26 protein-coding genes and 1 riboswitch are annotated in these 26,020 nt (G+C 70.6%); of the genes, 14 read left to right on the top strand and 12 right to left on the bottom strand.

The genetic code is table 11. The features are described from left to right. Window positions 1-82: 82 nt before the first annotated feature. Window positions 83-631, top strand: coding sequence for a PH domain-containing protein (locus BIU96_RS11310; protein ID WP_071292700.1), 549 nt, complete (start codon window positions 83-85; stop codon window positions 629-631). A 528-nt stretch (window positions 632-1,159) separates the two neighbouring features. Here BIU96_RS11310 and BIU96_RS11305 read toward each other — a convergent pair. After that, window positions 1,160-2,935 carry an ABC transporter ATP-binding protein gene (locus BIU96_RS11305; protein ID WP_071292699.1) on the bottom strand — a complete coding sequence of 592 codons (1,776 nt, stop codon included), beginning with the start codon at window positions 2,933-2,935 and terminating at the stop codon, window positions 1,160-1,162. Between the two features lie 116 nt (window positions 2,936-3,051). On the opposite strand from BIU96_RS11305, the gene BIU96_RS11300 reads away from it, so the two are divergent. Next, window positions 3,052-3,681 carry a PH domain-containing protein gene (locus BIU96_RS11300; RefSeq protein WP_071292698.1) on the top strand — a complete coding sequence of 210 codons (630 nt, stop codon included), beginning with the start codon at window positions 3,052-3,054 and terminating at the stop codon, window positions 3,679-3,681. Between the two features lie 14 nt (window positions 3,682-3,695). Here the strand turns inward: BIU96_RS11300 and BIU96_RS11295 are convergent, their stop codons facing one another. The 3 genes from BIU96_RS11295 to BIU96_RS11285 all read right to left on the bottom strand — a co-directional run bounded on the left by BIU96_RS11295 (window position 3,696) and on the right by BIU96_RS11285 (window position 8,327). Further along, on the bottom strand, window positions 3,696-4,721 hold the full coding sequence (locus BIU96_RS11295) for an ABC transporter permease (RefSeq protein WP_083402830.1): 1,026 nt from the start codon (window positions 4,719-4,721) through the stop codon (window positions 3,696-3,698). A gap of 85 nt (window positions 4,722-4,806) precedes the next feature. Next, entirely contained in the window at window positions 4,807-6,330 is a 1,524-nt protein-coding gene (locus tag BIU96_RS11290) for an ABC transporter permease (RefSeq protein WP_071292697.1), read from the bottom strand. 236 nt (window positions 6,331-6,566) lie between these two features. Continuing rightward, window positions 6,567-8,327 carry an ABC transporter family substrate-binding protein gene (locus BIU96_RS11285; RefSeq protein WP_071292696.1) on the bottom strand — a complete coding sequence of 587 codons (1,761 nt, stop codon included), beginning with the start codon at window positions 8,325-8,327 and terminating at the stop codon, window positions 6,567-6,569. 408 nt (window positions 8,328-8,735) lie between these two features. On the opposite strand from BIU96_RS11285, the gene BIU96_RS11280 reads away from it, so the two are divergent. Then, complete coding sequence (locus BIU96_RS11280; RefSeq protein ID WP_254786100.1) at window positions 8,736-10,631, top strand: S9 family peptidase; 1,896 nt, start codon at window positions 8,736-8,738, stop codon at window positions 10,629-10,631. Window positions 10,632-10,716: 85 nt separating this feature from the next. On the opposite strand, the gene gcvP is transcribed toward BIU96_RS11280, so the two are convergent. From gcvP to gcvT, 3 genes are read right to left on the bottom strand one after another with little or no spacing between them, the layout of a single operon-like run. Further along, on the bottom strand, window positions 10,717-13,656 hold the full coding sequence (gcvP, locus tag BIU96_RS11275; protein WP_071292694.1) for an aminomethyl-transferring glycine dehydrogenase: 2,940 nt from the start codon (window positions 13,654-13,656) through the stop codon (window positions 10,717-10,719). Then, complete coding sequence (gene gcvH / locus BIU96_RS11270; RefSeq protein WP_071292693.1) at window positions 13,653-14,030, bottom strand: glycine cleavage system protein GcvH; 378 nt, start codon at window positions 14,028-14,030, stop codon at window positions 13,653-13,655. The genes gcvP and gcvH overlap by 4 nt, the downstream gene beginning before the upstream one ends. Before the next feature lie 4 nt (window positions 14,031-14,034). Continuing rightward, window positions 14,035-15,138: a glycine cleavage system aminomethyltransferase GcvT gene (gene gcvT / locus BIU96_RS11265; protein WP_071292692.1), complete on the bottom strand. Its 1,104-nt coding sequence runs from the start codon at window positions 15,136-15,138 to the stop codon at window positions 14,035-14,037. A 150-nt stretch (window positions 15,139-15,288) separates the two neighbouring features. Continuing rightward, window positions 15,289-15,389: riboswitch (glycine riboswitch) on the bottom strand. Between the two features lie 95 nt (window positions 15,390-15,484). Between gcvT and BIU96_RS11260 the strand changes: the two genes are divergently transcribed. The 4 genes from BIU96_RS11260 to BIU96_RS11245 are packed head-to-tail and all read left to right on the top strand — an operon-like array spanning window position 15,485 to window position 17,398. Beyond that, window positions 15,485-15,871, top strand: coding sequence for a BlaI/MecI/CopY family transcriptional regulator (locus tag BIU96_RS11260; RefSeq protein WP_071292691.1), 387 nt, complete (start codon window positions 15,485-15,487; stop codon window positions 15,869-15,871). Window positions 15,872-15,884: 13 nt separating this feature from the next. Beyond that, window positions 15,885-16,625 (top strand): M56 family metallopeptidase, encoded by a 741-nt coding sequence (locus BIU96_RS11255; protein WP_071292690.1) that lies wholly within the window; start codon window positions 15,885-15,887, stop codon window positions 16,623-16,625. A 39-nt stretch (window positions 16,626-16,664) separates the two neighbouring features. Beyond that, window positions 16,665-17,147 (top strand): FBP domain-containing protein, encoded by a 483-nt coding sequence (locus tag BIU96_RS11250; RefSeq protein ID WP_071292689.1) that lies wholly within the window; start codon window positions 16,665-16,667, stop codon window positions 17,145-17,147. Further along, a complete protein-coding gene (locus tag BIU96_RS11245; RefSeq protein ID WP_071292688.1) occupies window positions 17,144-17,398 on the top strand; it encodes a hypothetical protein in 255 nt (84 codons plus the stop codon). The genes BIU96_RS11250 and BIU96_RS11245 overlap by 4 nt, the downstream gene beginning before the upstream one ends. Window positions 17,399-17,431: 33 nt before the next feature. Here BIU96_RS11245 and BIU96_RS11240 read toward each other — a convergent pair whose 3' ends face one another. Then, on the bottom strand, window positions 17,432-18,319 hold the full coding sequence (locus BIU96_RS11240; protein WP_071292687.1) for a LysR substrate-binding domain-containing protein: 888 nt from the start codon (window positions 18,317-18,319) through the stop codon (window positions 17,432-17,434). 68 nt (window positions 18,320-18,387) lie between these two features. Here BIU96_RS11240 and BIU96_RS11235 point away from each other — a divergent pair, with 68 nt between their 5' ends. From BIU96_RS11235 to BIU96_RS11225, 3 genes are read left to right on the top strand one after another with little or no spacing between them, the layout of a single operon-like run. After that, window positions 18,388-18,885 (top strand): GNAT family N-acetyltransferase, encoded by a 498-nt coding sequence (locus BIU96_RS11235; protein ID WP_071292686.1) that lies wholly within the window; start codon window positions 18,388-18,390, stop codon window positions 18,883-18,885. 58 nt (window positions 18,886-18,943) lie between these two features. Next, a complete protein-coding gene (locus BIU96_RS11230) occupies window positions 18,944-19,399 on the top strand; it encodes a GNAT family N-acetyltransferase (RefSeq protein ID WP_083402828.1) in 456 nt (151 codons plus the stop codon). 17 nt (window positions 19,400-19,416) lie between these two features. Beyond that, on the top strand, window positions 19,417-19,617 hold the full coding sequence (locus BIU96_RS11225) for a hypothetical protein (RefSeq protein ID WP_071292685.1): 201 nt from the start codon (window positions 19,417-19,419) through the stop codon (window positions 19,615-19,617). A gap of 66 nt (window positions 19,618-19,683) precedes the next feature. On the opposite strand, the gene BIU96_RS11220 is transcribed toward BIU96_RS11225, so the two are convergent. After that, complete coding sequence (locus tag BIU96_RS11220) at window positions 19,684-20,871, bottom strand: MalY/PatB family protein (protein ID WP_071292761.1); 1,188 nt, start codon at window positions 20,869-20,871, stop codon at window positions 19,684-19,686. Between the two features lie 112 nt (window positions 20,872-20,983). Here BIU96_RS11220 and BIU96_RS11215 point away from each other — a divergent pair, with 112 nt between their 5' ends. The 3 genes from BIU96_RS11215 to BIU96_RS11205 all read left to right on the top strand — a co-directional run bounded on the left by BIU96_RS11215 (window position 20,984) and on the right by BIU96_RS11205 (window position 23,011). Further along, window positions 20,984-21,760 (top strand): isocitrate lyase/phosphoenolpyruvate mutase family protein, encoded by a 777-nt coding sequence (locus tag BIU96_RS11215; protein WP_071292684.1) that lies wholly within the window; start codon window positions 20,984-20,986, stop codon window positions 21,758-21,760. Between the two features lie 85 nt (window positions 21,761-21,845). After that, the gene (locus BIU96_RS11210; protein ID WP_071292683.1) at window positions 21,846-22,457 is read left to right on the top strand and encodes an HD domain-containing protein; all 612 of its coding nucleotides are present in this window, start codon (window positions 21,846-21,848) and stop codon (window positions 22,455-22,457) included. A 266-nt stretch (window positions 22,458-22,723) separates the two neighbouring features. Beyond that, window positions 22,724-23,011, top strand: a complete 288-nt coding sequence (locus BIU96_RS11205) for a hypothetical protein (RefSeq protein ID WP_071292682.1) — start codon at window positions 22,724-22,726, stop codon at window positions 23,009-23,011. A gap of 56 nt (window positions 23,012-23,067) precedes the next feature. On the opposite strand, the gene BIU96_RS11200 is transcribed toward BIU96_RS11205, so the two are convergent. Continuing rightward, the gene (locus BIU96_RS11200; RefSeq protein ID WP_071292681.1) at window positions 23,068-23,457 is read right to left on the bottom strand and encodes a hypothetical protein; all 390 of its coding nucleotides are present in this window, start codon (window positions 23,455-23,457) and stop codon (window positions 23,068-23,070) included. 90 nt (window positions 23,458-23,547) lie between these two features. Between BIU96_RS11200 and BIU96_RS11195 the strand changes: the two genes are divergently transcribed. Further along, the gene (locus BIU96_RS11195; RefSeq protein ID WP_071292680.1) at window positions 23,548-24,018 is read left to right on the top strand and encodes a nucleotidyltransferase domain-containing protein; all 471 of its coding nucleotides are present in this window, start codon (window positions 23,548-23,550) and stop codon (window positions 24,016-24,018) included. Window positions 24,019-24,392: 374 nt separating this feature from the next. On the opposite strand, the gene BIU96_RS11185 is transcribed toward BIU96_RS11195, so the two are convergent. Continuing rightward, a complete protein-coding gene (locus BIU96_RS11185; RefSeq protein WP_071292678.1) occupies window positions 24,393-24,854 on the bottom strand; it encodes a phage tail protein in 462 nt (153 codons plus the stop codon). Between the two features lie 60 nt (window positions 24,855-24,914). Beyond that, entirely contained in the window at window positions 24,915-25,988 is a 1,074-nt protein-coding gene (gene ychF, locus BIU96_RS11180) for a redox-regulated ATPase YchF (RefSeq protein ID WP_071292677.1), read from the bottom strand. Window positions 25,989-26,020 lie beyond the last annotated feature (32 nt).

The following is a 26,020-nucleotide window of genomic DNA, read 5'->3' as shown; positions in this document are numbered from 1 at the left end:
GACACGGGTCGGCATCTCGTGACCTCGTCGCTCTCCGGGCGTCACGGCGCCGACACGGGTCGGCATCTCGTAACCTCTTCCAGTGACCACGATCCTCGCCCCCGGCATGCGTACGCTCGCCGTCGTCCTGTGGGTCGTCGCCGTCGCGCTCATCCCCCTCGCCCTCGTCGGTGACGGCATCCGCTGGCTCGCCCCGGTCCCGAGCCTCTTCATCGCCTTCGTCGCCTGGGCGGTCCTCTGGCGCCCCCGGTTCGAACTCACCCCGGAGCACCTCCGCATCGTGGACGTCCGCCGCACCAGCACCTACACCTGGCGTCGCGTCACCGAGGTCCGCACCAAGTACGGCATCGAGATCCTCTCGAGCGAGGGCGTCCGCCGCACCTGGCTCGCCACCCGCAGGTCGGCCCGCCTCAGCGCCGTGGTCGAGGGCCAGCCGGGAGGCGCGACCCCCCTCGACGTCGACGCCGCGGCCGAGCGCATCCGGGCTCTCGTGCCCGCCCCGCCCGCGCAGGATGGCCCACCCCCGGCGACGGTGACGGCTGCGCCGATCACCCACCGCCCGCACGCGTGGACGATCGTCGGGATGATCGTCCTCGGCGTCGTGGCGACCATGGCGGCCGCGCAGCTGTAGGCCGCGGCCCACGAGGCGGGCCCTCACCGCGCCTCCAGGCCCGCCCATCGGGTCGTTCCGTGCGTACCTGGTCGTTTCGGGCGTACTCGGTCGGTTCTTTCGTCCGAGTACGCCCGATTCCGCTTCCTACCGCGCGTGCGATGGGAAGGAACGGGCACACACGTGACGGACTGGAGGCACGTGGCAGCCTGGCAACGCGCCTCCCGGGCCGTTCCGTGCATACCTGGTCGAATCGGGCGTACTCGGTCTGTTTTTTCGTCCGAGTACGCCCGATTCCGCTTTCCACTGCGCGTGCGACGGGAAGGAACGGGCGCGCGCGTGACGGACTGGAGGCACGTGGCGGCCTGGCAACGCGCCTCCCGGGCCGTTTCGGGCGTACTCGGTCGTTTCGGGCGTACTCGGTCGGTTCTTTCGTCCGAGTACGCCCGATTCCGCTTCCTACCGCGCGTGCGATGGGAAGGAACGGGCGCACGAACGACGACATCCCCGACGTCGTGTGACGTCGGGGATGTCGTTCTGGGTGAGTCCTTACTCGTCCGCGCCGGCGGCGAGGATCTGGCGACGCAGCTCCCGGCGCTCGCGCTGGACGTCCGGGTCCGGCAGGGGCACTGCGGCGATGAGTCGCTGCGTGTACGGGTCCTGCGGGTCGCGGAGGATCTGGTCACGCGTGCCGACCTCGGCGAGGTGCCCGTGGTGCAGCACCGCGATCCGGTCGGCCAGCACGTCGATGACCGCCAGGTCGTGTGTGACGAACAGGCAGGCGAAGTCGAACTCGCGCTGCAGGTCCTTCAGCAGCTCGAGCACGGTCGCCTGAACGGACACGTCGAGTGCCGACGTCGGCTCGTCCGCGATGAGCAGCTTCGGACGGAGCGCCAGCGCACGCGCAATGCCGATGCGCTGCTTCTGACCACCCGAGAGCTCGTGCGGGAAGCGAGTCGAGTACGACGTGGGGAGGCGGACGGCCTCGAGCAGGGACTCGACCTCGCGCTCGAGCTCGCGGCCCTTCATGCCCTTGCCGAGCAGCAGCGGCTCGCCGATGGACTGACCGATCGTCATGCGCGGGTTCAGCGACGACGACGGGTCCTGGAAGACGATGCCCGCGTTCTGGTGGACCTGACGCACGAGCGAGCGCGTCGGCTTCGACAGGTCGACGCCGGTGACGTCGAGCTGACCCGACGTGATCGGGAGGAGACCGATCGCGGCACGGCCGAGGGTCGACTTGCCCGAACCGGACTCGCCGACGAGGCCGACGACCTCGCCCTCGTGCACCGTCAGGTCGACGCCGTCGATGGCGCGGAACGCCTTCACGCGGCCGCGCCCCGGGTACTCGATGACGACGTCCTTGAACTCGAGGACCGCCGGGCCGAGCGTCTGGACGACGTCCGTGTGCAGCAGGGTCTCGTGGACCTGGACGGGGGCCTCGTGCTCGACGACCGCTTCGAGGGTCTCGGTGAGGTCGATGACCACGTCGCCAGCCTGGCCGAGGCGCGGCACGGCGTCGAGCAGCGTCTTGGTGTAGTCGTGCTTCGGCGCCGCGAAGACGTCGCGCACCGTGCCGGTCTCGACGGCCACGCCCTGCTTCATCACGACGATGCGGTCCGCCAGGTCGGCGACGACGCCCATGTCGTGGGTGATGAGGAGGACGGCACTGCCGAGCTTGCCGGCGAGGTCGCGGATGAGGTCGAGGATCTCGGCCTGCACTGTGACGTCGAGGGCGGTGGTCGGCTCGTCGGCGATGAGGAGCTTCGGGTCGCAGGAGATCGACTGGGCGATCATCGCGCGCTGCCGCTGCCCACCGGAGAGCTGGTGCGGGTAGGAGTCGAACGCCTTTTGCGGGTCGGGCATCTCCACCATGGCGAGGAGCTCGATCGCACGGACGCGCGCCTCGCTCGGCGAGATGCCGTAGTGGATGCGGAGCGTCTCGACGATCTGCGAACCGACGGTGAAGACCGGGTTCAGGGCGGTCATCGGCTCCTGGAAGATCACAGCGATCTCCTTGCCGCGGTACTCGCGGAGCTGCGCCGAGCGGAGCCCGAGGAGCTCGGTGCCCTGGAACTCGATCGAGCCGTTCACGCGGGCGTTCCGGGGCAGCAGGCCGAGGATCGACATCGAGCTCACGGACTTGCCGGAGCCGGACTCACCCACGAGGGCGAGCACCTCACCGGACTGGATCTCGTAGGACAGCTGCTTGACGGCGGGGGTCCAGACGTCGTCGACCGCGAAGTCGACGTCGAGCCCGGAGACCTTGACGACGGGGGTGCTGGTGGCGGCCGGGGTGGTGGCCGCGGAGGCGGGCGTGCTCAACGACGTCCGGTCCTTTCCCGGTCGCTCGTGACGACCGCGTGGGTGGTGATGGAGGAGCGCTGACGGCGGGTGTGCAGGCGTCGGGCGTGGAGGCGCCGACCTGCGACGATGGAGGCATGCCTGCCACCCCGACGACGCGCGATGTGTTCGTGTCCAAGTTCAACCGCGGACTCGCGATCGCCCTCTGGCTGATCGTCGCCCTGCTCTTCGTCACGACCGTGCTGAACGACGCGACCTGGCAGGACCGCGCCCTCGCACTCGTGCCGACGGCGTTCGGCGTCCTGCTCGGCTGGGTGGCGCTCTGGCGGCCCCGGCTGGCGGTCGACGACGACGGCATCGAGGTCGTCAACGTCTTCCACACGGTCCGGGTACCCTGGGCGGCGCTCGTGCACGTCGACACGCGCTTCGCCCTGACGCTCGTCACGCCGAACCGCCGCGTGGCGGTCTGGGCCGCCCCGGCGCCCGGTCGTGCCGGCGTCGCCCTGGCCCGCCGGCAGAACCAGCGGCACGGACGCGTCGTCCCCGAGGCCGAGGACGGCAACCGCCGCGCGGGCGACCTGCTGTCCACCGCGTCCGGCGACGCCGCGTACCTGATCCGGCAGCGCTGGCACGACCTGCGCGAGCGCGACGCCATCGAGCTCGGCACGGCGGACAGCGTGCGCGTGCCGGTCACCCTGCACTGGCTGTCGATCGTGCTGCTCGCGGCGACCGCTGTCGGCGGCTGGTTCGCCATCGCGGCGCGCTAGGACACGGGGGGACGTCACGCGCTGATCATCTCCGAGCCGGACGTGTTCTCCGGCGCGCTCGCCTCGCGGGTCTTGCGGAGGCTGAACCGCTTCGAGCGCGGGTCGAACGCGTCGCGCAGACCGTCACCGATGAAGTTCACGCAGAGCGCGAGCAGCACGATGAACGAGGCCGGCCACCAGAACAGGTACGGACGCGTCTGGAACGCCGACTGGTTCTGGCTGATGAGCAGACCGAGCGACGAGTCCGGCGCCTTGATGCCGTACCCGAGGTAGCTCAGCGCCGTCTCGAGCAGGATCGCAGAGGCGATGAGCAGCGTCGCGGAGACGATGATCACGCCGATCGCGTTCGGCAGGATGTGGCGGAAGATGATCCGGATGTCGGACGCCCCGGCGACCCGGGCCGCCTCGACGAACTCGCGCTCGCGGAGCGACAGGAACTCGGCGCGGACCAGACGGGCGATGACCATCCAGGACACCAGACCGAGCAGGAGCGCGAGGCCCCACGCCCCGAGACCGTTGGCCGTCTTGCCGACCACGGCACCGATCACGATCGCCGGGATGACGATGAAGATGTCGGTGATGCGCATCAGGACCGCGTCGACGACGCCGCGGAAGTAGCCCGCGACCGCGCCGACGACGACGCCGATGAACGTCGCGAAGAGGCCGATGACGATCATCACGAGCACCGAGTTCTGGATGCCGCGCATGGTCAGGGCGAAGTAATCCTTGCCGATGCGGTCCTGCCCGAACGGGTGGTCCGAGGTCGGTGCGCCACCGTTCTGCAGCGTCTCGAGGCTCTGGTACGAGTAGTGCCACCATCCCGGGATCGGTCCGAGGCCGACGGCGGAGACGGCGAAGACCAGCACGAGGATGTACACGACGAGGGCGACGACCGCCAGACGGTTCGCGAGGAAGCGGCGGAGGATGATCCGCCCCTGGCTCTCACCGATCTGCTTCTCGTGCGAGTCCGGGGTGTTCCCCGTCTCGATGCCGTCGCCGATGTTGGGTTCGAGCGGAGCGCCGCCCTGGATCGTGCTCATCGGATTCCCTCCTGGGGGTGCACTGCCGTGGAGTGGCCGACCGCGCTCGTGGCGCGACGGGTCTCGGTCGTCGTCCGCAGCGCGGTCATCGGACACGCACCCGCGGGTCGAGGGCCGAGTAGGCCAGGTCGGCGAGGAAGTTGAACGCGATCGCCGTGATCGCGATGACGAGGAAGTACCCCATCACCGGGTTCACGTCGGTGATCGACAGCCCGCTGTTGAACAGGCTGCCCATGCCCGAGATCGCGAAGACCCGCTCGGTGATGATCGCGCCACCGAGGAGTGCGCCGACGTCGGTTGCCACGAGCGTCGCGATCGGGATGAGCATGTTGCGGAGCGCGTGGCGCACGATGACGGTGCGCTCCGGCAGGCCCTTCGCACGCGCGGTACGCACGTAGTCCTGGTCGAGGACCTCGAGCATGCCCGAGCGCGAGTACCGCGTGTAGCTCGCGAAGCTGATGAGCAGCAGCGAGATCGTCGGCAGCAGCAGGTGGGTGTAGCTGTCGATCCCGGTGATCCAGAAGTCGCCGGTGAGCCCCGGTGTCTGCGAGCCCACCGTCGCGATCGGACGCGACACGTAGTTCTGCGTGTAGTCGATCCACGAGCGCATGAAGCGGTCGAGCAGGATGACGCCGGCGCTGAGGAACGCGGTCAGCGCACCGATCCGCATCATCAGCCCGCGGTCGTGGCCGCCGACGAAGAAGCCGGATGCCAGGCCGACCAGGACGGTCACGACGGCGAGGATGAAGATCGTCGCTCCGGACGACACGTTGAGCAGCCCCTGCAGCGCGAAGTAGCAGATGATCGCGACGAGGACGTTGATCCCGGCGACCAGCCACGCGCGGCGGTTCTTCGTGCCGGCGAGCAGCGCGACCATGGCGAGGCCGATGCCGGCGCTGAACAGGATCACGAAGACCGGGCCGAGCGACGGGTTGGTGAACCAGCCCGTGGCCTGCATGAGGAGCAGCATGCCCGCGGTCACGACGGCGCTGATCGCGCCGACCATGAGCCGTCGCTTGAGGACGCCGCCCACGATGAGCTGGATGACGAGGCCGACGATGACCGCGATGAGCACCAGCGTCACCGGTGGGATCTTCGGGTCGACCAGGAAGTTGTTGTAGTCCAGCGCGATGAACGACTTCAGGAGCACGGCCATCAGGAAGGACGGCAGCGAGTACAGGAAGAAGCTGACCAGCGTGATCGAGTAGTCGAAGCCCGAGTAGACGCGGAGGGCCGTGACGACGCCGAGGCCGATGCCGAAGACGATCGCCAGGATGAACGAGAACGTCACCAGCTGGATCGTCGAACCGACGGCCTGCGGGAGGAGCTCCGCGACGGGCTGGTTGCTGAACGTGGTGCCGAGGTCGCACTGGCCGATCACGCACTTGCCGACGCCGGTGATCCAGATGCCCCAGCGGAGCGGCGGGATGACGTCGAGGTGCTGTGCCGCGGTCCGTGCAGCGATGAGCTGGTCACGGTTCGGCGAGTTGCTGCTCTGGAGGTCCTGCAGGGGGTTCCCCGCGATCGCCGCCAGGTTGTACATGATGAACGACGCGGCGATGAGGATGAGGACCGAGACGAGGATCCGTCTCGCGATGAAACTCACCATGGGCGATGGGTGCCTCTCCGGTGTGGTGGATCGTACTGCTGGTCGTCCGATCGGGCGGCCCGAGCAGCAAGAGTACTGGGTCCCGCGTTGCGGTCTTCTTCGACATCGCACAGCGGTGGGTGCCGGGGTCTCCGGCGATGGAGGGTGCCGGACAGGGTCCCGGCTCACGGGAGGGCGCCGGACTCGTCGAGTCCGGCGCCCCCTCGTGTGTGGTGCTGATCAGCGACCGGTCAGGATCACTTGGTCCAGTCCCAGACGTTCCAGAAGATGCCCGTCTGGCCGCCGAAGTAGTCGACGCCCTTCAGGTTCGCACCGGTGGCGAACAGCCCCGGGCTCTGGAACAGCGGGAGCCCGTAGGCCTGGTCGAAGGCGATCTTGTCGATCTGCTGCTTCATGTCGTCGAGCTTCGACGCGTCCAGCGTGGTCTGCGTGTCCACAGCCAGCTTCGAGGCCTGCTCGTTGGCGAACTTGTTGTAGTTGCCCGAGTTGTTGGTCTGGAAGAGCTGCGGGATCGCGGCGTTGCCGGCACCCGGGTTGACCCAGCCGAAGATCGACGCGTCGTAGTCGCCGCCCGCGAGGAGCGAGGACCAGTCCGGCGAACCGCCGTCGACGACCTTGATGCCGGCCTTCTTGGCCGAGGCCTGGATCGCCTGGAACGTGTCCACGCGGTTCGGGTTCTCGGTGTTGTAGAGGATCTTGATCGACGGGGTGGCGCCCTTCAGGAGCTGCTTCGCCTTGTCGATGTCGACCTTCGAGTACTCGTCGGAGTCGTTCGCCTTGACGGCGTCCTCGTAGCCTTCCTGGCCCGGCAGGTAGAGCTGCGAGTCGAGAACCTTGGCGTCCTTGTTGATCGGGGTGACGATCGACTGGAGGATCTGGTCGCGCGGGATGGTGAGGAGGAACGCCTTGCGGACGTTCTCGTCCTTGAACACGGACGCGCCGAAGTTCAGGTCGAGGTGGTCGTAGGCGACCTGTGCACCCTCGATGACCTTCACGCCGGAGGCCGCGTCGAGCGCCTTCACCGTGTCGGCGGAGGCCTGCGGCTGGATCGCGTCGACCTCACCGTTCTGGAGGGCCGTGACCTGGGCGTTCGCGTCACCGATGAAGCGGACGACGAGCTTGCCGAACTTGACCTTGTGGTCGCCCGTGTACTCGGGGTTCGGAACGAGGGTCATCGACTGCTTCGGGGTCCACGCGGAGACCATGAGCGGACCGCCGGAGACGAGGAGCTTCTTGTCGCTCGGCAGGCTGGTCTTGTCGTAGCCGGTGTTGACGAAGTCGGCGACCTTCTTGAGGGTCTCGTTCGCCGCGGCGGGCTTGGCCGGGTCACCAGCGGGGGTGTCCTTGAGCGCCTTCAGCAGGTCGTCGGTGGTCGTGCCCGCCTCGTCCGCGACGACGTGCGCCGGGAACTGGATCGGGTTGACGAGGTTCCAGTCGACGTACGGGTCCTTGTACTTGAGCGTGATCGACGTCTTGGTGATGTCGCTCGGGTAGTCCGTCTTGAACGGCGAGGCCGAGGCGAGGGAGAAGTACTGCGTCCCGCTCGTGACCTTGCCGTCGGCGTCCTGCGTGGCCGAGTCGTAGTAGCCGGACGCCTGCGCCCAGCCGAGGAGGAGGTCGTCAGAGGTGATCGCCTTGCCGTCGGACCACTTCGCGTCCTTGTTCAGCGTGTACTTGACCGTCAGCGGGTCGTCGCTGATCTTCTTCATCGTGCCGAGGTCGGTGTTCGGCGTGATCTTGTAGTCCGACCCCAGCGTCACGAACTGCGGCTGGGTCATGTAGTTGATCATGCCGTTCATGTCCAGGTTGCCCTGGGGGGTGTTGTAGTTGAACGACGTGACTTCGTTGACCTGCGCGACGGTGACGGTCTTGTTCGACGCCGAACCGGACTCGTTGGCACTCGGAGAGGTGGTGCAGCCGGCGAGGGCGATCGCTGCCGCCCCGGCCAGGGCGACGGCGCCGAGCAGCTGGCGTCCCCGCTTCTTGGTGATGTTCACTCTGTGATCCTCCTGATGGAATGTGATCGAACGTGCAGGAGGCAGGACCCACGGCGCGTTCCCCAGAACCATAGGTGCGGGTCGGAAGGCGCTCAAAATCTCCGACGAAGTTGTTACACATCGGAAACGTGTGCGGCGGATCGTTGCGTGAGACTGTGGATACTTGCGCCACGAAGGTGCCATGCGCAACGCGTGCGCTTGACCCCGCAACGGATTCTGAACAGTCTTGCGGCAGGCCCCCAAGCCGATGAACGCTCGGGAAACGCCGCGAGGCGATCTGCACCGGCGTCGACCGGTGTCTGGCCGTAGCGTGAACACGTGCTCGCGAACGACATCCACCACCTCCACGTCCCTTCTTCCCCGACCGTCAGCGGCGATCTCCGGCGGGGCGGTGCAGCCTTCGTTGCGGTGTCCCGTCCCGACCTCGAGGCCGATGCCTACCGCAGCACCATCGAGCGGGTGACCGCCGACGGCGCCGTGCGCTGGACGGCCGGCGACCGGGACTCCGCCCCGGTCCTCTCCCCCGACGGCCGCTCGCTCGCCTTCCTCCGCTCCGTCGACGACGAACACGGCGCCGCGCACCCGCAGCTCGCCGTCGCGCCCGTGGACGGCGGCGAGGCCCGTGTCGTCACTGCACTGCCGCTCGGCGCCGGCTCCCCCGTCTGGTCGCCCGACTCCACGCGCGTCGCGGTGACGGCACGCTTCCCCGAGCCCGGCCGCTCCGGCACCGCCGTCCCCGGCGGCGACCGTCGTCCCGCCCCGAGCGCCGAGGCGCCGCGGCTCATCACGCGGCTCGACTTCCACGTCGACGGCACCGGCTACCTGCTCGACAAGCCGCAGCAGCTCGTCGTGGTCGACGTCACGGACCGCGCGGCCTCCCCGGTCGACACCGCCCTGACGAGCGCACCGTGCTCGCTGGCCGCGCCGGCCTGGTACCCGGAGGGCGACGCCCTGCTCGTCGTCGCGCCGCGGGACCTCGGCGAGCGGGAGACCCACGACGACGACCTGTACCGGGTCGACGCCACGGACGGCACGATCTCCCTCGCCGTCCGGACCGAGGGGTCCGTCAGCTCGAGCACGATCGCGGTCGACGGCTCGATCCACTACGTCGGGGCTTCCCACCTCGACGGGCGACTCGTGGGCGAACCCGAGGGCCTCTGGTCGGTCACGGACGGCGCAGCCCCCGTCCGGCGCACCGCCCGCGAGACCGTCGACGTCGCCAGCGCTCCGGTGCTGCACGGCGACGACGTCCTGGTGTCCGTGCTCGACCGCGGCACCGTGACCGTCCGGCGCGTCCCCGCGGGCACGACCACCGCGCTGCAGCTCGACGAGCTCCCGACGGTCCTCGGCGGCCACGTGGTCGTCTCCGGCTTCGACGTCGACGGCGACGTGCTGGTCGCCACCGCGGCCACGACGGACTCCCCCGGCGAGGTGCACGTGGTCGACCTGACCTCCGGCACCGACGACGCGGCGATCCTCACCGACTTCGCGGCCCCGCTCCGCGACCACGCGGCCGCCCCCGGCGTCCGCCGCATCGAGGAACTCACCGGCACCTCGGCCGACGGCACCCCGGTCCACGGCTGGGTCGTCCTCCCCGAGGGCGACGGCCCGCACCCGGTCCTCCGGGTCGTGCACGGCGGCCCGTTCGGACAGGACACCTGGGCGTTCTTCGACGAGGCGCAGGTCTACGCGAGCGCCGGCTACGCCGTCGTCATCGGCAACCCCCGCGGTTCCGGCGGGTACGGCCTCGAGCACGGCCGGGCCGTCATCGGGGCGATGGGGACCGTGGACGTGGACGACGTGCTGGCACTGCTCGACGCGGCCCTCGAACGGCCTGACCTCGACGCCTCCCGTGTCGGCATCATGGGCGGCTCGTACGGCGGGTTCATGACGAGCTGGGTCGCCGCGCACCACGGCGACCGCTTCGTCGCGGCCTGGAGCGAGCGCGCCGTCAACGCGTGGGACTCCTTCGCGGGCAGCTCGGACATCGGCTGGTTCTTCGCGGACGCCTACGTGGGCGCCGACCCGGAGGAGCAGCGTCGCCGCAGCCCGCTGACGTACGCCGACCAGGTCACGATCCCGTTCATGGTGGCGCACTCGGAAGAGGACTGGCGCTGCCCGATCGAGCAGGGTCAGCGGCAGTTCGTCGCGCTCAAGCGCGCGGGCGTCGACGCGTCGTTCCTGGTGTTCCCGGGTGAGGGGCACGAACTGTCCCGATCGGGTCGCCCCTGGCACCGCGTGCAGCGGTTCGAGCACGTGCTCGCATGGTGGGCGAAGCACCTGCCCGTCACGCCGGTCGCCTGACCGGACTGACGACGGACGGGAGGCGCGGTGCCAGCTGGCACCGCGCCTCCTGTCTGCTCGTTCGTCGCGTCGAGGACGCGAATCGCTACGCGAACGCCTCGACCGGCGGGCAGGCGCAGACCAGGTTGCGGTCCCCGTACGCCTGGTCGATCCGCCGCACCGGCGGCCAGTACTTCCGCGCGCTGATGCCCGGCAGCGGGTACACGGCCTGCTCCCGCGTGTAGGCGTGCGTCCACTCGCCCGAGATCACCGACGACGCCGTGTGCGGGGCGTGCACGAGCGGGTTGTCGTCCGCCGGCCACTCCCCCCGCTCGACGGCCGAGGCCTCGGCCCGGATGGCGAGCATCGCGTCGACGAACCGGTCGAGCTCGGCCAGGTCCTCGCTCTCGGTCGGCTCCACCATCAGGGTGCCGGCGACCGGGAAGGACATCGTCGGGGCGTGGAAGCCGTAGTCGACCAGGCGCTTGGCCACGTCGTCCACCGTGATCCCCGTGCTGTCGCGGAGGGGACGGAGGTCGAGGATGCACTCGTGCGCGACCAGGCCGGACTCGCCCGTGTAGAGCACCGGGAACGAGTCGCGCAGGCGGGCCGCGATGTAGTTCGCGCCGAGCACGGCGGCCTCGGTCGCGCGGGTGAGTCCCTCGAGTCCCATCATCCGGACGTAGGTCCAGGTGATCGGCAGGATGCTCGGGCTGCCGTACGGCGCGGCGCTGACCGGGCCACCGGCGTGTGCGTCGCGCTCGGCACCGGGCTCCGTGACGGAGCCGGGTCGGCGGTCGGCGTCCTGTGCGAACGGGTGTCCGGGCAAGAACGGCGCGAGGTGCGACTTCGCCGCGACCGGGCCGACACCGGGGCCGCCGCCGCCGTGCGGGATGCAGAACGTCTTGTGCAGGTTGAGGTGCGAGACGTCCCCGCCGAAGTCGCCGAAGCGGGCGTGCCCGAGCAGCGCGTTGAGGTTCGCGCCGTCGACGTAGACCTGTCCGCCGGCGTCGTGCACGGCGTCGCAGATCTCACGGATGTCGTGCTCGTACACGCCGTGCGTCGACGGGTAGGTGATCATCAGCGCGGCGAGCTGGTCGCCGTGCTGCGTCGTCTTCGCCCGGAGGTCGTCGAGGTCGACGTTGCCGTTCTCGTCGCACGCCACGACCACGACCTTCATGCCGGCGAGGACCGCCGACGCCGCGTTCGTGCCGTGTGCGCTGGACGGGATGAGGCAGACCGTGCGGGCGTCGTCGCCGTGCGCCAGGTGGTACCCGCGGATGGCGAGGAGCCCGGCGAGTTCCCCCTGGCTGCCGGCGTTCGGCTGCAGCGAGACGGTGTCGTACCCGGTGACCTCGGCCAGCCAGGTCTCGAGGTCGCCGATCATGTCGAGGTAGCCGACGACGTCCTCGCGCGGCGCGAAGGGGTGCACGTTCGCGAACTCCGGCCAGGTGACCGCCGCCATCTCGGTCGCCGCGTTGAGCTTCATCGTGCAGCTGCCGAGCGGGATCATGCCGCGGTCGAGCGCGTAGTCCTTGTCGGCGAGGTGCTTGAGGTACCGCATCATGCGGGTCTCGCTGCGGTGCGCGCTGAACACGGGGTGCGTCAGGTAGTCGCTCTCGCGCTGCAGGGCGGACGGGAGGCCCGTGGCCGCGTCGCGCACGGCGGTCTCGGTCGCGGGGACGGTCACGTCCACGGCGCCGAACACGCCCGCCAGGGCGGCGACGTCGTCCGGCGTGGTCGTCTCGTCGACGGACAGCTGGAACGTGTCCTCGTCGACCTGGCGCAGCAGGTAGTCGGCGTCCTGCGCGGCGGCGACGATCGCCCCGGCGCGGCCGGCTGCCCGCAGGGTCAGCGTGTCGAAGTAGGCGTCGTGGACGAGCTCGAGTCCGGCGTCCTGCGCAGCCGCGGCGAGCGCACCGGTCGTGCGTGCGACGCGTCCGGCGATGAAGCGCAGGCCCTCGGGCCCGTGGTAGACCGCGTACATCGAGGCCATGACGGCGAGCAGGACCTGCGCGGTGCAGATGTTGCTCGTCGCCTTCTCGCGACGGATGTGCTGCTCGCGGGTCTGCAGGCTGAGGCGGTAGGCCATCTGCCCGTCGGCGTCGAAGGACACCCCGACGAGCCGGCCGGGCAGCTGGCGCTCGAGTCCGGCGCGGACGGCGAGGTACCCGGCGTGCGGGCCGCCGAAGCCGAGCGGGACGCCGAAGCGCTGGCTCGTCCCCACGGCGACGTCGGCACCGAGGTCACCCGGGCTGGCGAGGAGCGTCATCGCGAGCAGGTCGGCGGCGACGACCGCGATGCCGCCGCCGGCGTGGACCCGCTCGATGACGGACGACGGGTCGACGATGCTGCCCGAGGCGCCCGGGTACTGCACGATGACGCCGAACGCACCGTCGAGCTGGTCGTCGCTCGGGCCGTCGGCAGCGTCGAACGCGCGCAGCGTGATGCCCACGGCGTCGGCACGGTGGTCGAGCAGCGCGCGGGTCTGCGGCAGGAGGTCGGCGTCGATGAGGAACGCGTCGCCCTTGACCTTCGACGCGCGGCGGGCGAGGAGCATGCCCTCGACCACGGCCGTGCCCTCATCGAGCATCGATGCGCCGGCGGTCGCCATGCCGGTCAGGTCGGACACCATCGTCTGGAAGTTGATGAGCGCTTCGAGCCGGCCCTGCGAGATCTCCGGCTGGTACGGCGTGTAGGCCGTGTACCAGCTCGGGTTCTCGAGCACGTTCCGCTGGATCACGGCCGGGGTGTGGGTGCCGTGGTAGCCGAGGCCGATCATGGCGCGACGGACGGTGTTGCGGCCGGCCTTGGCACGGAGTTCGGCGAGCGCCTCGGTCTCGCCCACGGCAGCGGGGATCGACGACCGGGTCGCCGGAGCGGCGTGGATCGACTCCGGGATGGCCGCGCGGACCAGGGCGTCGAGCGTGGGCTGCCCGACGGCGTCGAGCATCGTCTGCTGGTCGGCCGGGGTCGTGCCGATGTGACGGTCGGCGAAGGTGGTCTGCAGGTTCTCGTGCCCCTGGGGCGTGGTCGAGCCGGTCATGCGATGGACGCCCGGTACGCGTCGTGGTCCATCAGGTCCTCGGGGAAGGAGGTGCCCTCGACCTTGATCTTCACGAGCCAGCCGGTGCCGAACGGGTCCTGGTTGACGGTGTCGGGCGCGTCGACGACGGCGTCGTTGATCGCGACGACCTCGCCCTCGATCGGGGCGAACAGCTCGCCGACGCTCTTGGTCGACTCGATCTCGCCGATCTGCTCGCCGGCGGTCGTGGCGGTCCCCACCGCGGGGAGCTCGACGTAGACGACGTCCCCGAGCTGCTCGGCGGCGTGGTCCGTGATGCCGACGGTGACGGTGTCGCCCTCGACGAGCAGCCACTCGTGGTCGGCGGTGTACTGGAGTGCGGTCTGGTCGGTCACGGGATCAGCCTTTCGGAGTGCGGCGGTAGAAGGGGAACGCGGTGACGGTGCTGGGGATGGCCGTGCCGCGGACGTCGATGTGGAGGAGTTGCCCCTCGGTGGCGAGTGACGGGTCGACGAAGGCCATGGCGACGGGGTGACCGAGCGTCGGCGAGAGGGCGCCGGAGGTGATGGAGCCGACGACGACGCCGTCGTGCACGACGTCGTAGCCGGCACGCGGCGCACGACGGCCCTCGGTGACCAGGCCGATCAGCACGCGGGCGTCCTCTGCCGGAGTGACCCCCTCCGCCCCGACGAAGTCGCCGTCCTTCGCGACGACGCGGCCGAGCCCGGCCTGCGCCGGACGGACGTCGGTGCCGAGCTCGTGCCCGTAGAGGGGCATGCCGGCTTCGAGCCGCAGAGTGTCACGCGCCGCGAGTCCGGCCGGCACGACGCCACGGTCGGCCCCGGCCTCGAGGATCGCGTCCCAGATCTCGGTGGCGACCGCGGGGTCGCTGTAGACCTCGAAGCCGTCCTCGCCGGTGTAGCCGGTGCGTGCCACCAGGACGTCGGCGCCGTCGAACAGCGCGTGCAGGACCCGGTAGTAGCCGAGTTCGTCGAGCGGGGTCTCGGGCTGCAACCGGTCCGCGACGACGAGGGCGTCGAGCGTGCCGGCGGCGGCGGGGCCCTGCACGGCGACCAGCGCCGTGGTGTCGGAGTCGTCCGAGACCTCGACGTCGAACCCGTCGGCGCGAGCGGTCAGGGCGTCGACCGCGACCTGTCGGTTCGACGCGTTCGCGACGACGAGGAAGACGTCCTCCTCCGTGCGGTAGACGACGAGGTCGTCCAGGATCCCGCCGTCCTCGGCGAGCAGCAGGGAGTACTTAGCACGGCCGACCGGCATGGCGCCGAACGAGCCGGCGAGCGCGTGGTCGAGGTACGGCACGGCGCCCGGGCCGGTGACGCCGATCTCGGCCATGTGCGACAGGTCGAACACCCCGGCGGCCTGGCGCACCGCGTGGTGTTCGGCCAGGTCGGACGAGTACCGCACCGGCATGCGGTAGCCGGCGAAGTCGGTGAACGTGGCACCGGCGGCTTCGTGCGCGGCTTCGAGGGGGGACGAACGCATGGCGGAGTTCTCCTGGCATCGACAGGACCCGACGACCGTCGTCGGGCGGAACTCCCCCTCTGTCATGTGCCTGAGAGTTTCACCGCGGCCCGTGAGGTCCGGCGGCTTTCACCGTGGGCGAGACGCACTGCGTCTGCTTTTCAGAGTGGCCTGCCCGTGGCGGTGTTGGACCTGAGAGATTGACGGGGAGGTTGCTCCTTCGGTGCCGTGCGTGTGCCGGGGCACTGCACGACGTCTCCCGCGACGGATGGTCGGCCGGTGTTCAGTTGTCCGCGCACGAGCATACCCAGCCCGCGTTACGGGCATGTGTCGTGTGCCACGGTTCGACGTCTCGTAGAATGCCCGGGTGGCAGGACAGCGATCGCGCCCCCGTGGCCAGCTCGAGCAGGCGGTGCTCGACGCGCTCTGGTCCGCCGCCGAGACCTCGGACGCGGGGCTCACGGCCCGCCAGGTGCTCGACGCCTTCCCCGAGCCCCGCCCCGCGCTGACGACCGTCCTCACCGTGCTCGACCGCCTCGGCCGCAAGGGCCAGGTGGACCGCCAGGAGCACGACGACGCCCCGCTGACGTTCCGGGCGTCGAACAGCCGCGAGGAACAGACGGCGTCCCTCATGTCGAACGCGCTCGCCGCGGCGACCGACCGCGAGGCCGCCCTGCTGCAGTTCACCGGGTCCCTCGCCTCCGACGACCTCGACGTGCTCCGCCGCGCGCTCGACGCCCGGTCGCGCTCCTGACGGACCGGTCGCCGTGGTCGTCACCGGAGTCGTCCTCATCGCGCTCGCCCTCGCGGTCGTGGTCCTCGCGCCCCGGTTCCTGACCCGCTCCGCCTGGACCATCGACCGACCGCGCACGGCCCTCGTGTCCTGGTCGGTCGCCGTCCTGCTCGGTGTCGTCGGCTTCATCGCCGGCATCACGCTCGTCGTCCTGGCGAACCGGCCGATCGCCGATCCGTTCGGGCTCGGGGACTCCCCCACGCACGGGCTCAACATCGGGGTCGCCCTGCTCGCCGTCCTCGCCTTCGTCATCGCCGTCCGGGTCCGTCCGGGCCCCGAGCACGAAGCCGTGCGCGAGGCGATGCGCTCCGGCGCGGCACCCCACCGCGAGATCGACGGTACCCCGGTGGCCGTCGTCGAGGCCGAGCACGCACTGGCGTGCGCCGTCCCCGGTCGGTCCGGCGGGGTGCTCGTCAGCACAGGGCTCGCGGACCGTCTGCGGACCGACGAACTGGAGGCCGTGGTCGCCCACGAACGAGCGCACCTGACCCAGCGCCACGCGGTCGCGGTCGGCATCGCCGAGTCGATCGAGCGTGCGGTCCCGTGGGTCCCCGGTGCGCGCGCCATGGCGCGCTCGACGCGCGTGCTCGTGGAGTTCGCGGCCGACGACGCGGCGGCCCGCCGGGTGGGGCGGGACGCCCTGCGTCGAGCGGTGCTCGTGGCGGACGAGACCAGCGCGCTCGGGGCGATCCGCGCCTCCCGTCTGTCGTCCTGAGTAGCCCGTGTCGGAGGCGAGGCATAGGGTGAACGGACCGTGAAGCCACTGACCGAATCAGACATCCGTTCGTCGTTCGTCAACGCCACCCCGGACGAGCTCGCCCAGCTGCCCATCCCCGGCCTGCACGAGACGCTGTGGGACGAACGCGAGTTCCTCGGCTGGCGTGACCCGCAGGCCGCCCGCCGCGGCTACATCGTGTCGTGGATCGACGAGCGCCCGGTCGGCATCGTCGTGCGCTCCGCCGGCGGATCGCTCCGTCCCGGCATCGCCGCGATGTGCTCGTTCTGCCACTCCCCGCAGCCCGCCACGCAGGTGCGGTTGTTCTCGGCGTCACGCGCTGGCGAGTCCGGGCGGAACGGCAACACGATCGGCACCTACATCTGCGAGGACCTCGGCTGCCCGATGCTCATCCGCACGGCGCCGCCGCACCTCAACCCGCCCGCCACCATCGCCATGCGCGGCGAGGCGCTGCTGGGACGCATCCGCAACTTCACCGCGGACATCATGAAGACGGCGTGAGCCGGTTCGGCAGTGCCCGCTGGGCCGTGGTCGAGGAGCTCGGCGACGGACGGTGGCGGCTCACCCTGCGCGACGAGGCCGACGACGAACTCGGCGCCTTCGGTCTCGGGGTCGAGGGGCCGTGGGACCCCGACGTCGAACCGCACGTGGGGTTCGTGCTCGCACAGCTCGGCCTGACCCTGCGCGGATCGCGACCCTGGCGCGAGGACGAGCTCGGGGACCAGCGCGCGCCGGTGCTGCCGCTCAGCTGAGCAGCGCGCGCGTGAGCCGCGCGCGCGACCGCGTCACTCGGTCGCGGCGACGAAGTTCCGCAGGATCTCGCGGTCGTCTCCGGCACGGGACGCCCAGGCCAGCTCGCTCCGGTGTTCGTCGCCGTCGAGCGGGAGGAGCACCACGGTGTCGGGCGCCGCGAGCGTGGCGCTCTCGGGCGCGACCGTGACACCGAGGCCGGCACCGACCAGGTGCAGGACGGTCGCCCACGTGGTGGCCTCCTGCACGACCACGGGCCGACGACCGCCGGACACCACGGGCGCGAGGTTCCGCTCGGTCGCGACGGCACCGGCCTCGGGCGGGAAGAACACGAACGGGTCGTCGAGCAGCTCCGCACCGCGGATCGACGCCCGGCCGGCGAGCCGGTGACCGCGTGGGACGGCCGCGACGAACCGTTCGGTCCGGAACGGCAGGAGCCGGACGGCCGGGTCCGGATCGGGGTCGCGCACGACCGCCAGGTCGAGCTCACCGCGGACGATGCGGGCGAGCAGCTGCGACGAGTACCCCTCGGTGAGTTCGACCCGGACGAGCGGGTAGCGCTCCCGGAAGGCCTGCACGCGCTCGATCGGACCGAGCGGCAGCGCGGACACCACGAAGCCGACGTCGAGCCGACCGACCTCGCCCCGACCGACCCGGACGGTCTCGTCGAGGTCGCGCCGCGCCTGGGCGAGCAGCGAGCGTGCTCGACCCTGCAGCACCCGACCGGCCGGCGTGAGCGCGACGCTCCGGGAGGTCCGGACGAACAGGTCGACGCCGAGTGCCCGTTCGGTGCGGCGGATCTGCTGCGAGAGCGCCGGCTGTGCGATGCGGAGGGACTCGGCGGCTCGACCGAAGTGCAGTTCGTCGGCGACGGCGAGGAACGCCCGCAGCTGCCGGAGGTCGACCTCGGGTGCACGATCCATGCACGCAGCGTATCGATCTGCGCGAACGAGTATTGGACGGAGTACGAACGGCGCTCGAAGATGGGACCATGCCCGACGCCACTGCCTCTGACTCGCTCACCATCGAAGACATCGCCTCCGCCGCCGACGCCGACGCCTTCCGGGCCCTCAACGAGGACTGGATCAGCCGCTTCTTCACCCTCGAGGACGCCGACCGCGCGCTCCTCGGCGACCCGGTCGGCCAGATCGTCGAACCGGGTGGCGCCGCCTTCGTCGCCCGCCTCGGCGACGACGGCCCGGTCATCGGGTGCATCGGGATCGCCCTGGTCGCCCCCGGCGTGTTCGAGCTCGTGAAGATGGCCGTCTCGCCCGACCACCAGGGCCACGGCACCGGCCGGAAGCTCATCGCCGCCGCACTCGACCGGGCCCGCGCGCTCGGGGCGCACCGGGTCGTGCTCGAGAGCAACGCGCGACTCGCCAGCGCCGTGCACCTGTACGAGGCGTTCGGCTTCCGGCACCTCGGCCACGACGAGGTCGCACCGAGCCCCTACGTCCGCGCCGACGTGCACATGGCGCTGGATCTCTGAGCACCCGTCTCGCCGGACACTGACCATCCGGCGCCGCCGTCCGATAGCGTCCGACGAGATGCGGATCCACGAGCGCGCCGAGACCGACCTCGACCCCCTGGTCGAGGTCCTCCGGCGCGCGTACGGCGTCGGCTACCCGACCGACTGGCCGGAGGCCCCGCGCGACTGGATCTCCCCCGACGGACTCCTCGCCGCCTGGGTCGCGACCGACGACGACCGGGTGGTCGGACACGTCGGCGTCGCGGTGCCCGCCCCCGGGCGCATGCCCGAGGTGACCCGGCTGTTCGTCGACCCGGCACACCGGGGCAAGGGCATCGCCGACGCCCTGCTCGACGCCGCCGAGCGGGGCGCCCCCGGCACCCACGTCCGCCTCGACGTGGCCGAGGAGTCGCCGGCGGCCTGGCGGCTCTACGAGCGTCGCGGCTGGTGCCTCACCGGACGCGGACCCGCCGACTGGTGCACCCCGTCGGGCGACTTCCCCACGCTGCGGTACTACGCCAAGCGGGTCGGCTGAGCCGGTACGCTCGCGACATGGCGACACACGAGGTGCAGGCCGTCCGCGAGAGCGGCGCGTGGCAGGTGTTCATCGACGGCTTCCTGGTGACCGAGGTCACGCGGTGGCCGTCCGTCGGGTTCGTCGCCCGCGAGTGGATCGCCCTGACTGAGGAGATCTCCGTGCGGGACGTCGACCTGTCCATCCGTGTCGTCGGACGCAACCAGTACATCGCCTGACACCCCGCCGTCTCAGCGCGCCGCAGCGACCAGGTGCTGCGTCGAGTCCCGACTTCGCCCGTCACCTCACGCGACGTGCCAGACCAACCCCTCCTGCGCGCTCGACGGGTAGGCCGCCGCGATCCGCAGGACCGCCTCGCGCAGGGTCTCGGGTGAGCACGCCAGGTTGAGCCGCGCGAACCCGCGCCCCTGCGACCCGAACCCGAGCCCGGAGTTGAGGGCGACGTAGGCGTGCTCCCGGAGCGGCACGGCGGGGTCGTCGCCGAGCCCGATGCCCCGGAAGTCCAACCACGCGAGGTACCCGGCCCGCGGGCGGGAGTAGACGACCCCCGGCAGGTGCTCGGCCAGGAGCTTGGCGAGCAGCCGCTCGTTCGCGACGATCCGGGCGACCACGTCGTCCAGCCAGTGCGTCGCCACGGTGAAGGCCGCGAGGTTCGCGTGCAGCCCGAGGATGCTCGTGCGGCAGGCGACCTCCTCCCACAGGGTGTCGAGCAGCGTCGCCGTGCGGGGGTCACCGGCGACGATGATCGAGCACTTCACGCCGGCGAGGTTCCAGCCCTTGCTCGCGCTCGTCACGCAGACGCTCCGGGCCCCGGCCGACTCGGCCACCGCCGCGAAGGGCGTGAACGTCACACCGGGGTGGGTCAGGGGTGCGTGGATCTCGTCGCTGATGACGAGGACGTCGTACCGCGCCGCCAGCTCGGCGATCGCGACGAGGTCGGCCCGGTCGTGGACGAGCCCGACGGGGTTGTGCGGGTTGCAGAGCAGGAACACCCCGACACCGTCGGCGAAGGCCCGCTCGAGGCCTTCGAGGTCCAGCCGGTACTGCCCCCACTGCTCACGCAGCGGGACTTCCTCGACCTGACATCGGGCCTCTTCGACGAGCTCGAAGAACGGCGGGTACACCGGCGGCGTGATCGCGACCCGGCCACCGTCGGGCAGTGCGAGCCGCAGTGACTCCACGATCCCGACGCTGACGTCGGTCGCCAGGTGGATCCGCGCGGGGTCGATCTCCCAACCCCAGCGGTCGAGCGCGAACTGCGCGAACGCGGGCGCGAGCGGCCCCGGACCGTCGAGGTACCCGAGGTCCGACTGCTGCACCCGCTCGATGAGCGCCTGCCGGATCTCCGGCGCGACGTCGTGGTCCATCTCGGCGACGAACAGGGGCAGCACGTCGGGCGCGTACCGCGTCCACTTGATGCTCGTCCGGACCCCTCGGAGCGTGCCGACCGGGTCCTGCTCGTCGCTCGCCATGCGTCCCAGCATGCCCCGGACGGGAGGCGCGGCGCGAGTACGGACGTCATCCCGCGTCGTCCACGGGTCCCGCTGCGGCCGGGGGCCGCCCCGTCGGCCTACTGTCGGCTGCATGAGCACGAGCACCGCCGACAAGGCCGTCACCCTCAAGCAACTGCACGAAGCCCCCGAGATCCTCCGGGTCGTGAACGTCTGGGACGCGATCAGCGCGAAGGTCGTCAGCGACCTGCCGGAGACGAAGGCGATCGCGACCGCCGGGCACTCGATCGCCGCCTCGTACGGCTACGAGGACGGCGGGATGCCCCTCGACCTGGCCCTCTCCGGCGCGGCCACCGTCGCCGCCGCCACCGACCTGCCCGTCACTGCCGACCTGGACGACGGCTACGCGGACCCGGCGGAGACGATCCGGCGTGCGATCGCCGCCGGGATCGTCGGCGCCAACGTCGAGGACCGCCTCCGTCCCTTCGACGAGGCCGTCGCCCGTGTCGCAGCGATCACCGCGGCCGCACGAGCCGAGGGCGTCGACTTCCAGCTGAACGCCCGCACCGACGCGATCGCCCGTGGCGGCGACCGTCCGATCGACGAGAGCATCGCCGACGCGATCGCCCGCGGCAAGGCCTTCCTCGACAACGGCGCCGCCCTCGTCTTCGTGCCGGGCGCGATCGAGCGTTCCGTGGTCGAGCGGCTCGTCGAGGGCCTCGGCCACGGCAAGCTCTCCGTGATCGGGCTGCCGGGGGCGCTCCCCGCCGCCGAGTACGAGGCGCTCGGCGTCGCACGGATCTCATACGGGCCGCTGACGCAGCGCGTCGCGCTGCGCGCGCTCCGCGACCTGGCGACCGACCTGTACGGCGGCGGCGTCGTGCCGGAGGACACCCCGACCCTGAACTGAACCCCGTGCGGGCCTGGAGGCGCGGTGCCAGCTGGCACCGCGCCTCCAGGCCGTCGTCCGGTCGGGTGACCGCTACTGTCGTGCCATGAGCCTGGACGTCGACGCGCTGCTGGCCCCGCCCTCCCCCGTCGCGGCGCGCGCGCTCGACGTCGTGCGCGGCTGGTCGTCGCCGGCGCTCGTCAACCACTGCCTGCGCTCGTGGGCCTGGGCCTCGCTGCTCGCGCCGACGATCGACCTCGAGCCCGACCGCGAGCTCCTCTTCGTCGCGACGATGCTGCACGACCTCGGCGTGACACCGTCGTTCGACGCCCACGCCGTGCCGTTCGAGGACGCCGGCGGTGCCGTCGGCTCCGTGTTCGCGCTCGGTGCTGGGTGGGACGCCGGACGTGCCCGACGCGTCGGCGAGATCGTCGAGCGGCACATGTGGACGTCCGTCGATCCCGCGCTCGACGCCGAGGGCCACCTGCTCGAGGTCGCGACCTCGCTCGACGTCTCCGGCGCGGGCTTCGACCGGTGGGACCACTCCGCCCTGCGAGCCGTCAGTGCCGCGGTCCCCCGGCTCGACTTCTCGGCGACCTTCGACGGGCTGATCCACGGGCAGGCCGGGCGGAAGCCGGGCTCCGCGGCTGCCCGACTCGACGGATCAGGGAACGTCGCCGTCGGCGGGGGCCGGTGGGACGAATTCCTCGACGTCTGAGCCGACCCTGGACTTCTCGGAGTGATCCGTGTAGTGTGTTTTGTTGGTGCATTGCAGCGAACCCATCTGACTCGTGCACACCACCCCGTCTCGAAGCCGACTCACCCGAGTCGCATTCCCGCGAGACCCCCGCTCGATCCGAACGGACGAGCTGCACGTTGAAACGCGACGTGCGCGCCCCGCACTCGATGCGTCGCGCCGGACTCAGCCGTCCGCCGACACCGAGTCGCCCTGGGCGCCGAACGACCAGGAAGTACCGCAACACCATGACCAGCAACGAACGAATCACCATCACCGGCACCGCACTCGCGGCGCCGACCGTCTCTCCCGACCGCATCGCCGAGTTCGGTGTGCGCGACGAGCGCTCGCAGCGCGAGTACCTCGTCCGCATCCCGGCCGACGACCTCGGTCTCTTCATCACCCGTGGTGCCCGCGTGGACATCGACGGCGAGGCCGGCTGGACCGTGCCGGGCCGCTCGTGGCGCGGTGAGGCGAGCCGCACGCTCGTCCAGGCGCAGCGTGTCCGCGCCGGAGAACTGGCCCTCGCGGCCTGAGCCACACGCACCAACACACGGAAGCCGCCGAGCAGTGCTCGGCGGCTTCCGTCGTCTCAGTGGGTGCGGTCGTCTCCGCCGCTGTCGGCCGGTTCGCTGTCGCGTGGGCCGCCGTCGTCCGGGCCATCGGCCCCGCGGAAGCGGTGGCCACCGTCGGCGTCGACCGGGAGTTCGTCCCCGACGCGCTGCGCGGCGTCCCGCAGGTGCCGGATGAACGCCCGGTCCTCGGGTTCGAGCTCGTCGTCCGGCGCAGCGCTGAGCGTCAGTTCGCTCGCCGGTCCGAGCAACACGGTGGTCCGGGTGACCGATCCGTCGTCGGCGACCGCCGGGATCGCCACCGTGTCCGTCCTGCTGTTCGCGCCGAGGATCGCCGCGTAGTCCAGGACCGCGTCGGCGATCGCGTCGCCCGTCAAGATCATGCTGCCGTCGTAGTTGATGTACTTCACGATGCCTCCCGCGCCTGACGGTAGGTGCGGCGGGTGCGCGTGTACTCAACATGTGCGTGCAACGGCTAGAACGGGCGCTACGGTCCGATCATGGCCCTGGTCTCACCTGGCAGCCTCATCCGCGCTGCACGAGACGACATCGCGATGTCGCTCGAGGACCTGGCCGTCGGCGTCAGCATCTCCACCGAAGCCGTGCGGCAGTACGAGGAAGACGTCGTGTGCCCGTCACCGCAGGTGCTCGCGCTGATGCTCACTGCCGCGAGACTGCGCTCGAGCATCCCGCTCGCACTCCACGCTCGGAGCATCCTCGCGCTGGCAGAGCGCTACCGCTTGACCGATGTGCGGGTCTTCGGGTCGGCGGTGCACGGCCGCGACACGGAACGCAGCGACATCGACCTCCTCGTCTCCCTTGCCCCCGGCGCGACGCTGTTCGACCTGGGAGGATTCGCTCACGAAGTCGAACAGCTCACCGGGTTCCCCGTCGACCTGCTCGTCGAGGACCACGACCTCGCGCACGATCCGAACTTCGGGCACGTCGTCGACGACGCGGTACGACTCTGATCCGACTACGACCGCATGTGGGGCTGGGAACGATCCATCGAGCTCACGCTACGTCCCGCGCCGCGTAGCGCTGATGACCTGCGAAACACCCACTCAGTGCGTACGCGAAAACCTTCTGGTCGCTGTCGCCTGCCCCTGCGCCTGCCCCTGGACCTGCGCCCTCGCCTCCGCTGCAGTCGCACGCTTCGCCTGGAGGATGATCCTCATGGCCCGGGCACGCGACGCGTCCCCGGTCAGCCCGACGAACAGCCCGTGCATCGTGTTCTTCGTCAACGTCGTCACCGTCATAGCCCATGTCCTGCCGATCGTCTTGGTGGTCGGACAAGCGTTGTCGATCGGGAGCGCGGCGCCAAACATGTTGTACGTGACGAGGTTCAGTAGTCGCCCTTGACGACGAAGTACGAGCCGCGGATCGTGCCGGCGAGCTTCGACTTCTGCCGCGCGAACTTGAAGGCGTCGAGTTCATCGGGCACGTCCATGCCGTCGGACAGCTTGAAGCCGACCGCTCGCTTCCCACCGGGGTCGAGCGTGTAGAGCACGTTCACCGCGAGACCCGACTCGTAGAAGACGTAGGTCCACCGCACGCCGTCGACGAGCACCTCGGTGGCCTCGAGCGGCGGCGAGGCGACGACGATGTCCCGCTCGTCATCGAGCACCCGGGCCACGTAGTCGACCAGGTCCGGGACGTCAGCTGCGGGGTGCGTCGTGAACCGGTGGTCGAACTTGTTCTTGAAGTACCGCGCCTCGTTGGCTCGGAGGCCCGCGAGTGCGTCCGCGACCGGCGAGGACTCGACCCCCACGGTGGACACGTTCTCGAAGTCGACGACGTACGACATGGAGGCCTCCTGGTTGTGCGGCTCAGCGCCAACCTAGTCGCCTCGACTCGACGACTCCGGCTAGTTGTTGAAGCGGAACTCCACCACGTCGCCATCCTGCATGACGTAGTCCTTGCCCTCGATGCGGGCCTTGCCGTGCGCACGGGCCTCGGCGATGGACCCGGCTTCCATCAGGTCGTGGAACGAGATGACCTCGGCCTTGATGAAGCCCTTCTCGAAGTCGGTGTGGATGACCCCGGCAGCCTGGGGCGCCTTCCAGCCCTTGCCGATCGTCCACGCCCGCGATTCCTTCGGTCCGGCGGTGAGGTACGTCTGCAGGCCGAGGGTGTCGAAGCCGATGCGGGCGAGCTGGTCGAGGCCGGACTCGGTCTGACCGGTGGACTCGAGGAGCTCCGCGGCGTCCTCCGGGTCGAGGTCGATGAGCTCCGACTCGACCTGGGCGTCGAGGAAGACGGCCTGGGCGGGGGCGACGAGCGCGGCCAGCTCGGCCTTGCGGGCCTCGTCGGTCAGGATCGCCTCGTCGACGTTGAAGACGAAGATGAAGGGCTTGGCGGACAGCAGCCCGAGCTCGGCGATCGGCGACAGGTCGATCGAGGTCGCGGAGAGCAGCGTGCCCTTCTCGAGCTCCGCCTTCGCCTCGTTCGCGGTCTCGAGCACGATCGGCTCGGCCTGCTTGAGCTTCACGGTCTTCTCGTACCGGGGCAGCGCCTTCTCGATGGTCTCGAGGTCGGCGAGGATCAGCTCGGTGTTGATGACCTCGAGGTCGTCCTTCGGGGAGACCTTGTTCGCGACGTGCACGACGTCGTCGTCGGTGAAGCCGCGGACGACCTGCGCGATGGCGTCGGCTTCGCGGATGTTCGCGAGGAACTTATTGCCGAGGCCCTCGCCCTCGCTGGCGCCCTTCACGATGCCGGCGATGTCGACGAACGACACCGGCGCGGGCACGGTCTTCTCCGAGTGGAAGAGCTCGGCGAGCTGGTCCAGCCGTGGGTCGGGCAGGTTCACCACACCGACGTTCGGCTCGATCGTCGCGAACGGGTAGTTCGCGGCGAGGACCTGGTTCTTGGTCAGGGCGTTGAACAGGGTCGACTTGCCGACGTTCGGGAGACCGACGATTCCGATGGTGAGTGCCACGGGAGGACAGCCTACCGGCGGCCGCCCTGCGG

Source organism: Curtobacterium sp. MCBA15_008, from assembly GCF_001865065.1.
Lineage (GTDB): Bacteria > Actinomycetota > Actinomycetes > Actinomycetales > Microbacteriaceae > Curtobacterium.
This window is presented reverse-complemented; position numbering and strand designations above follow the sequence as displayed.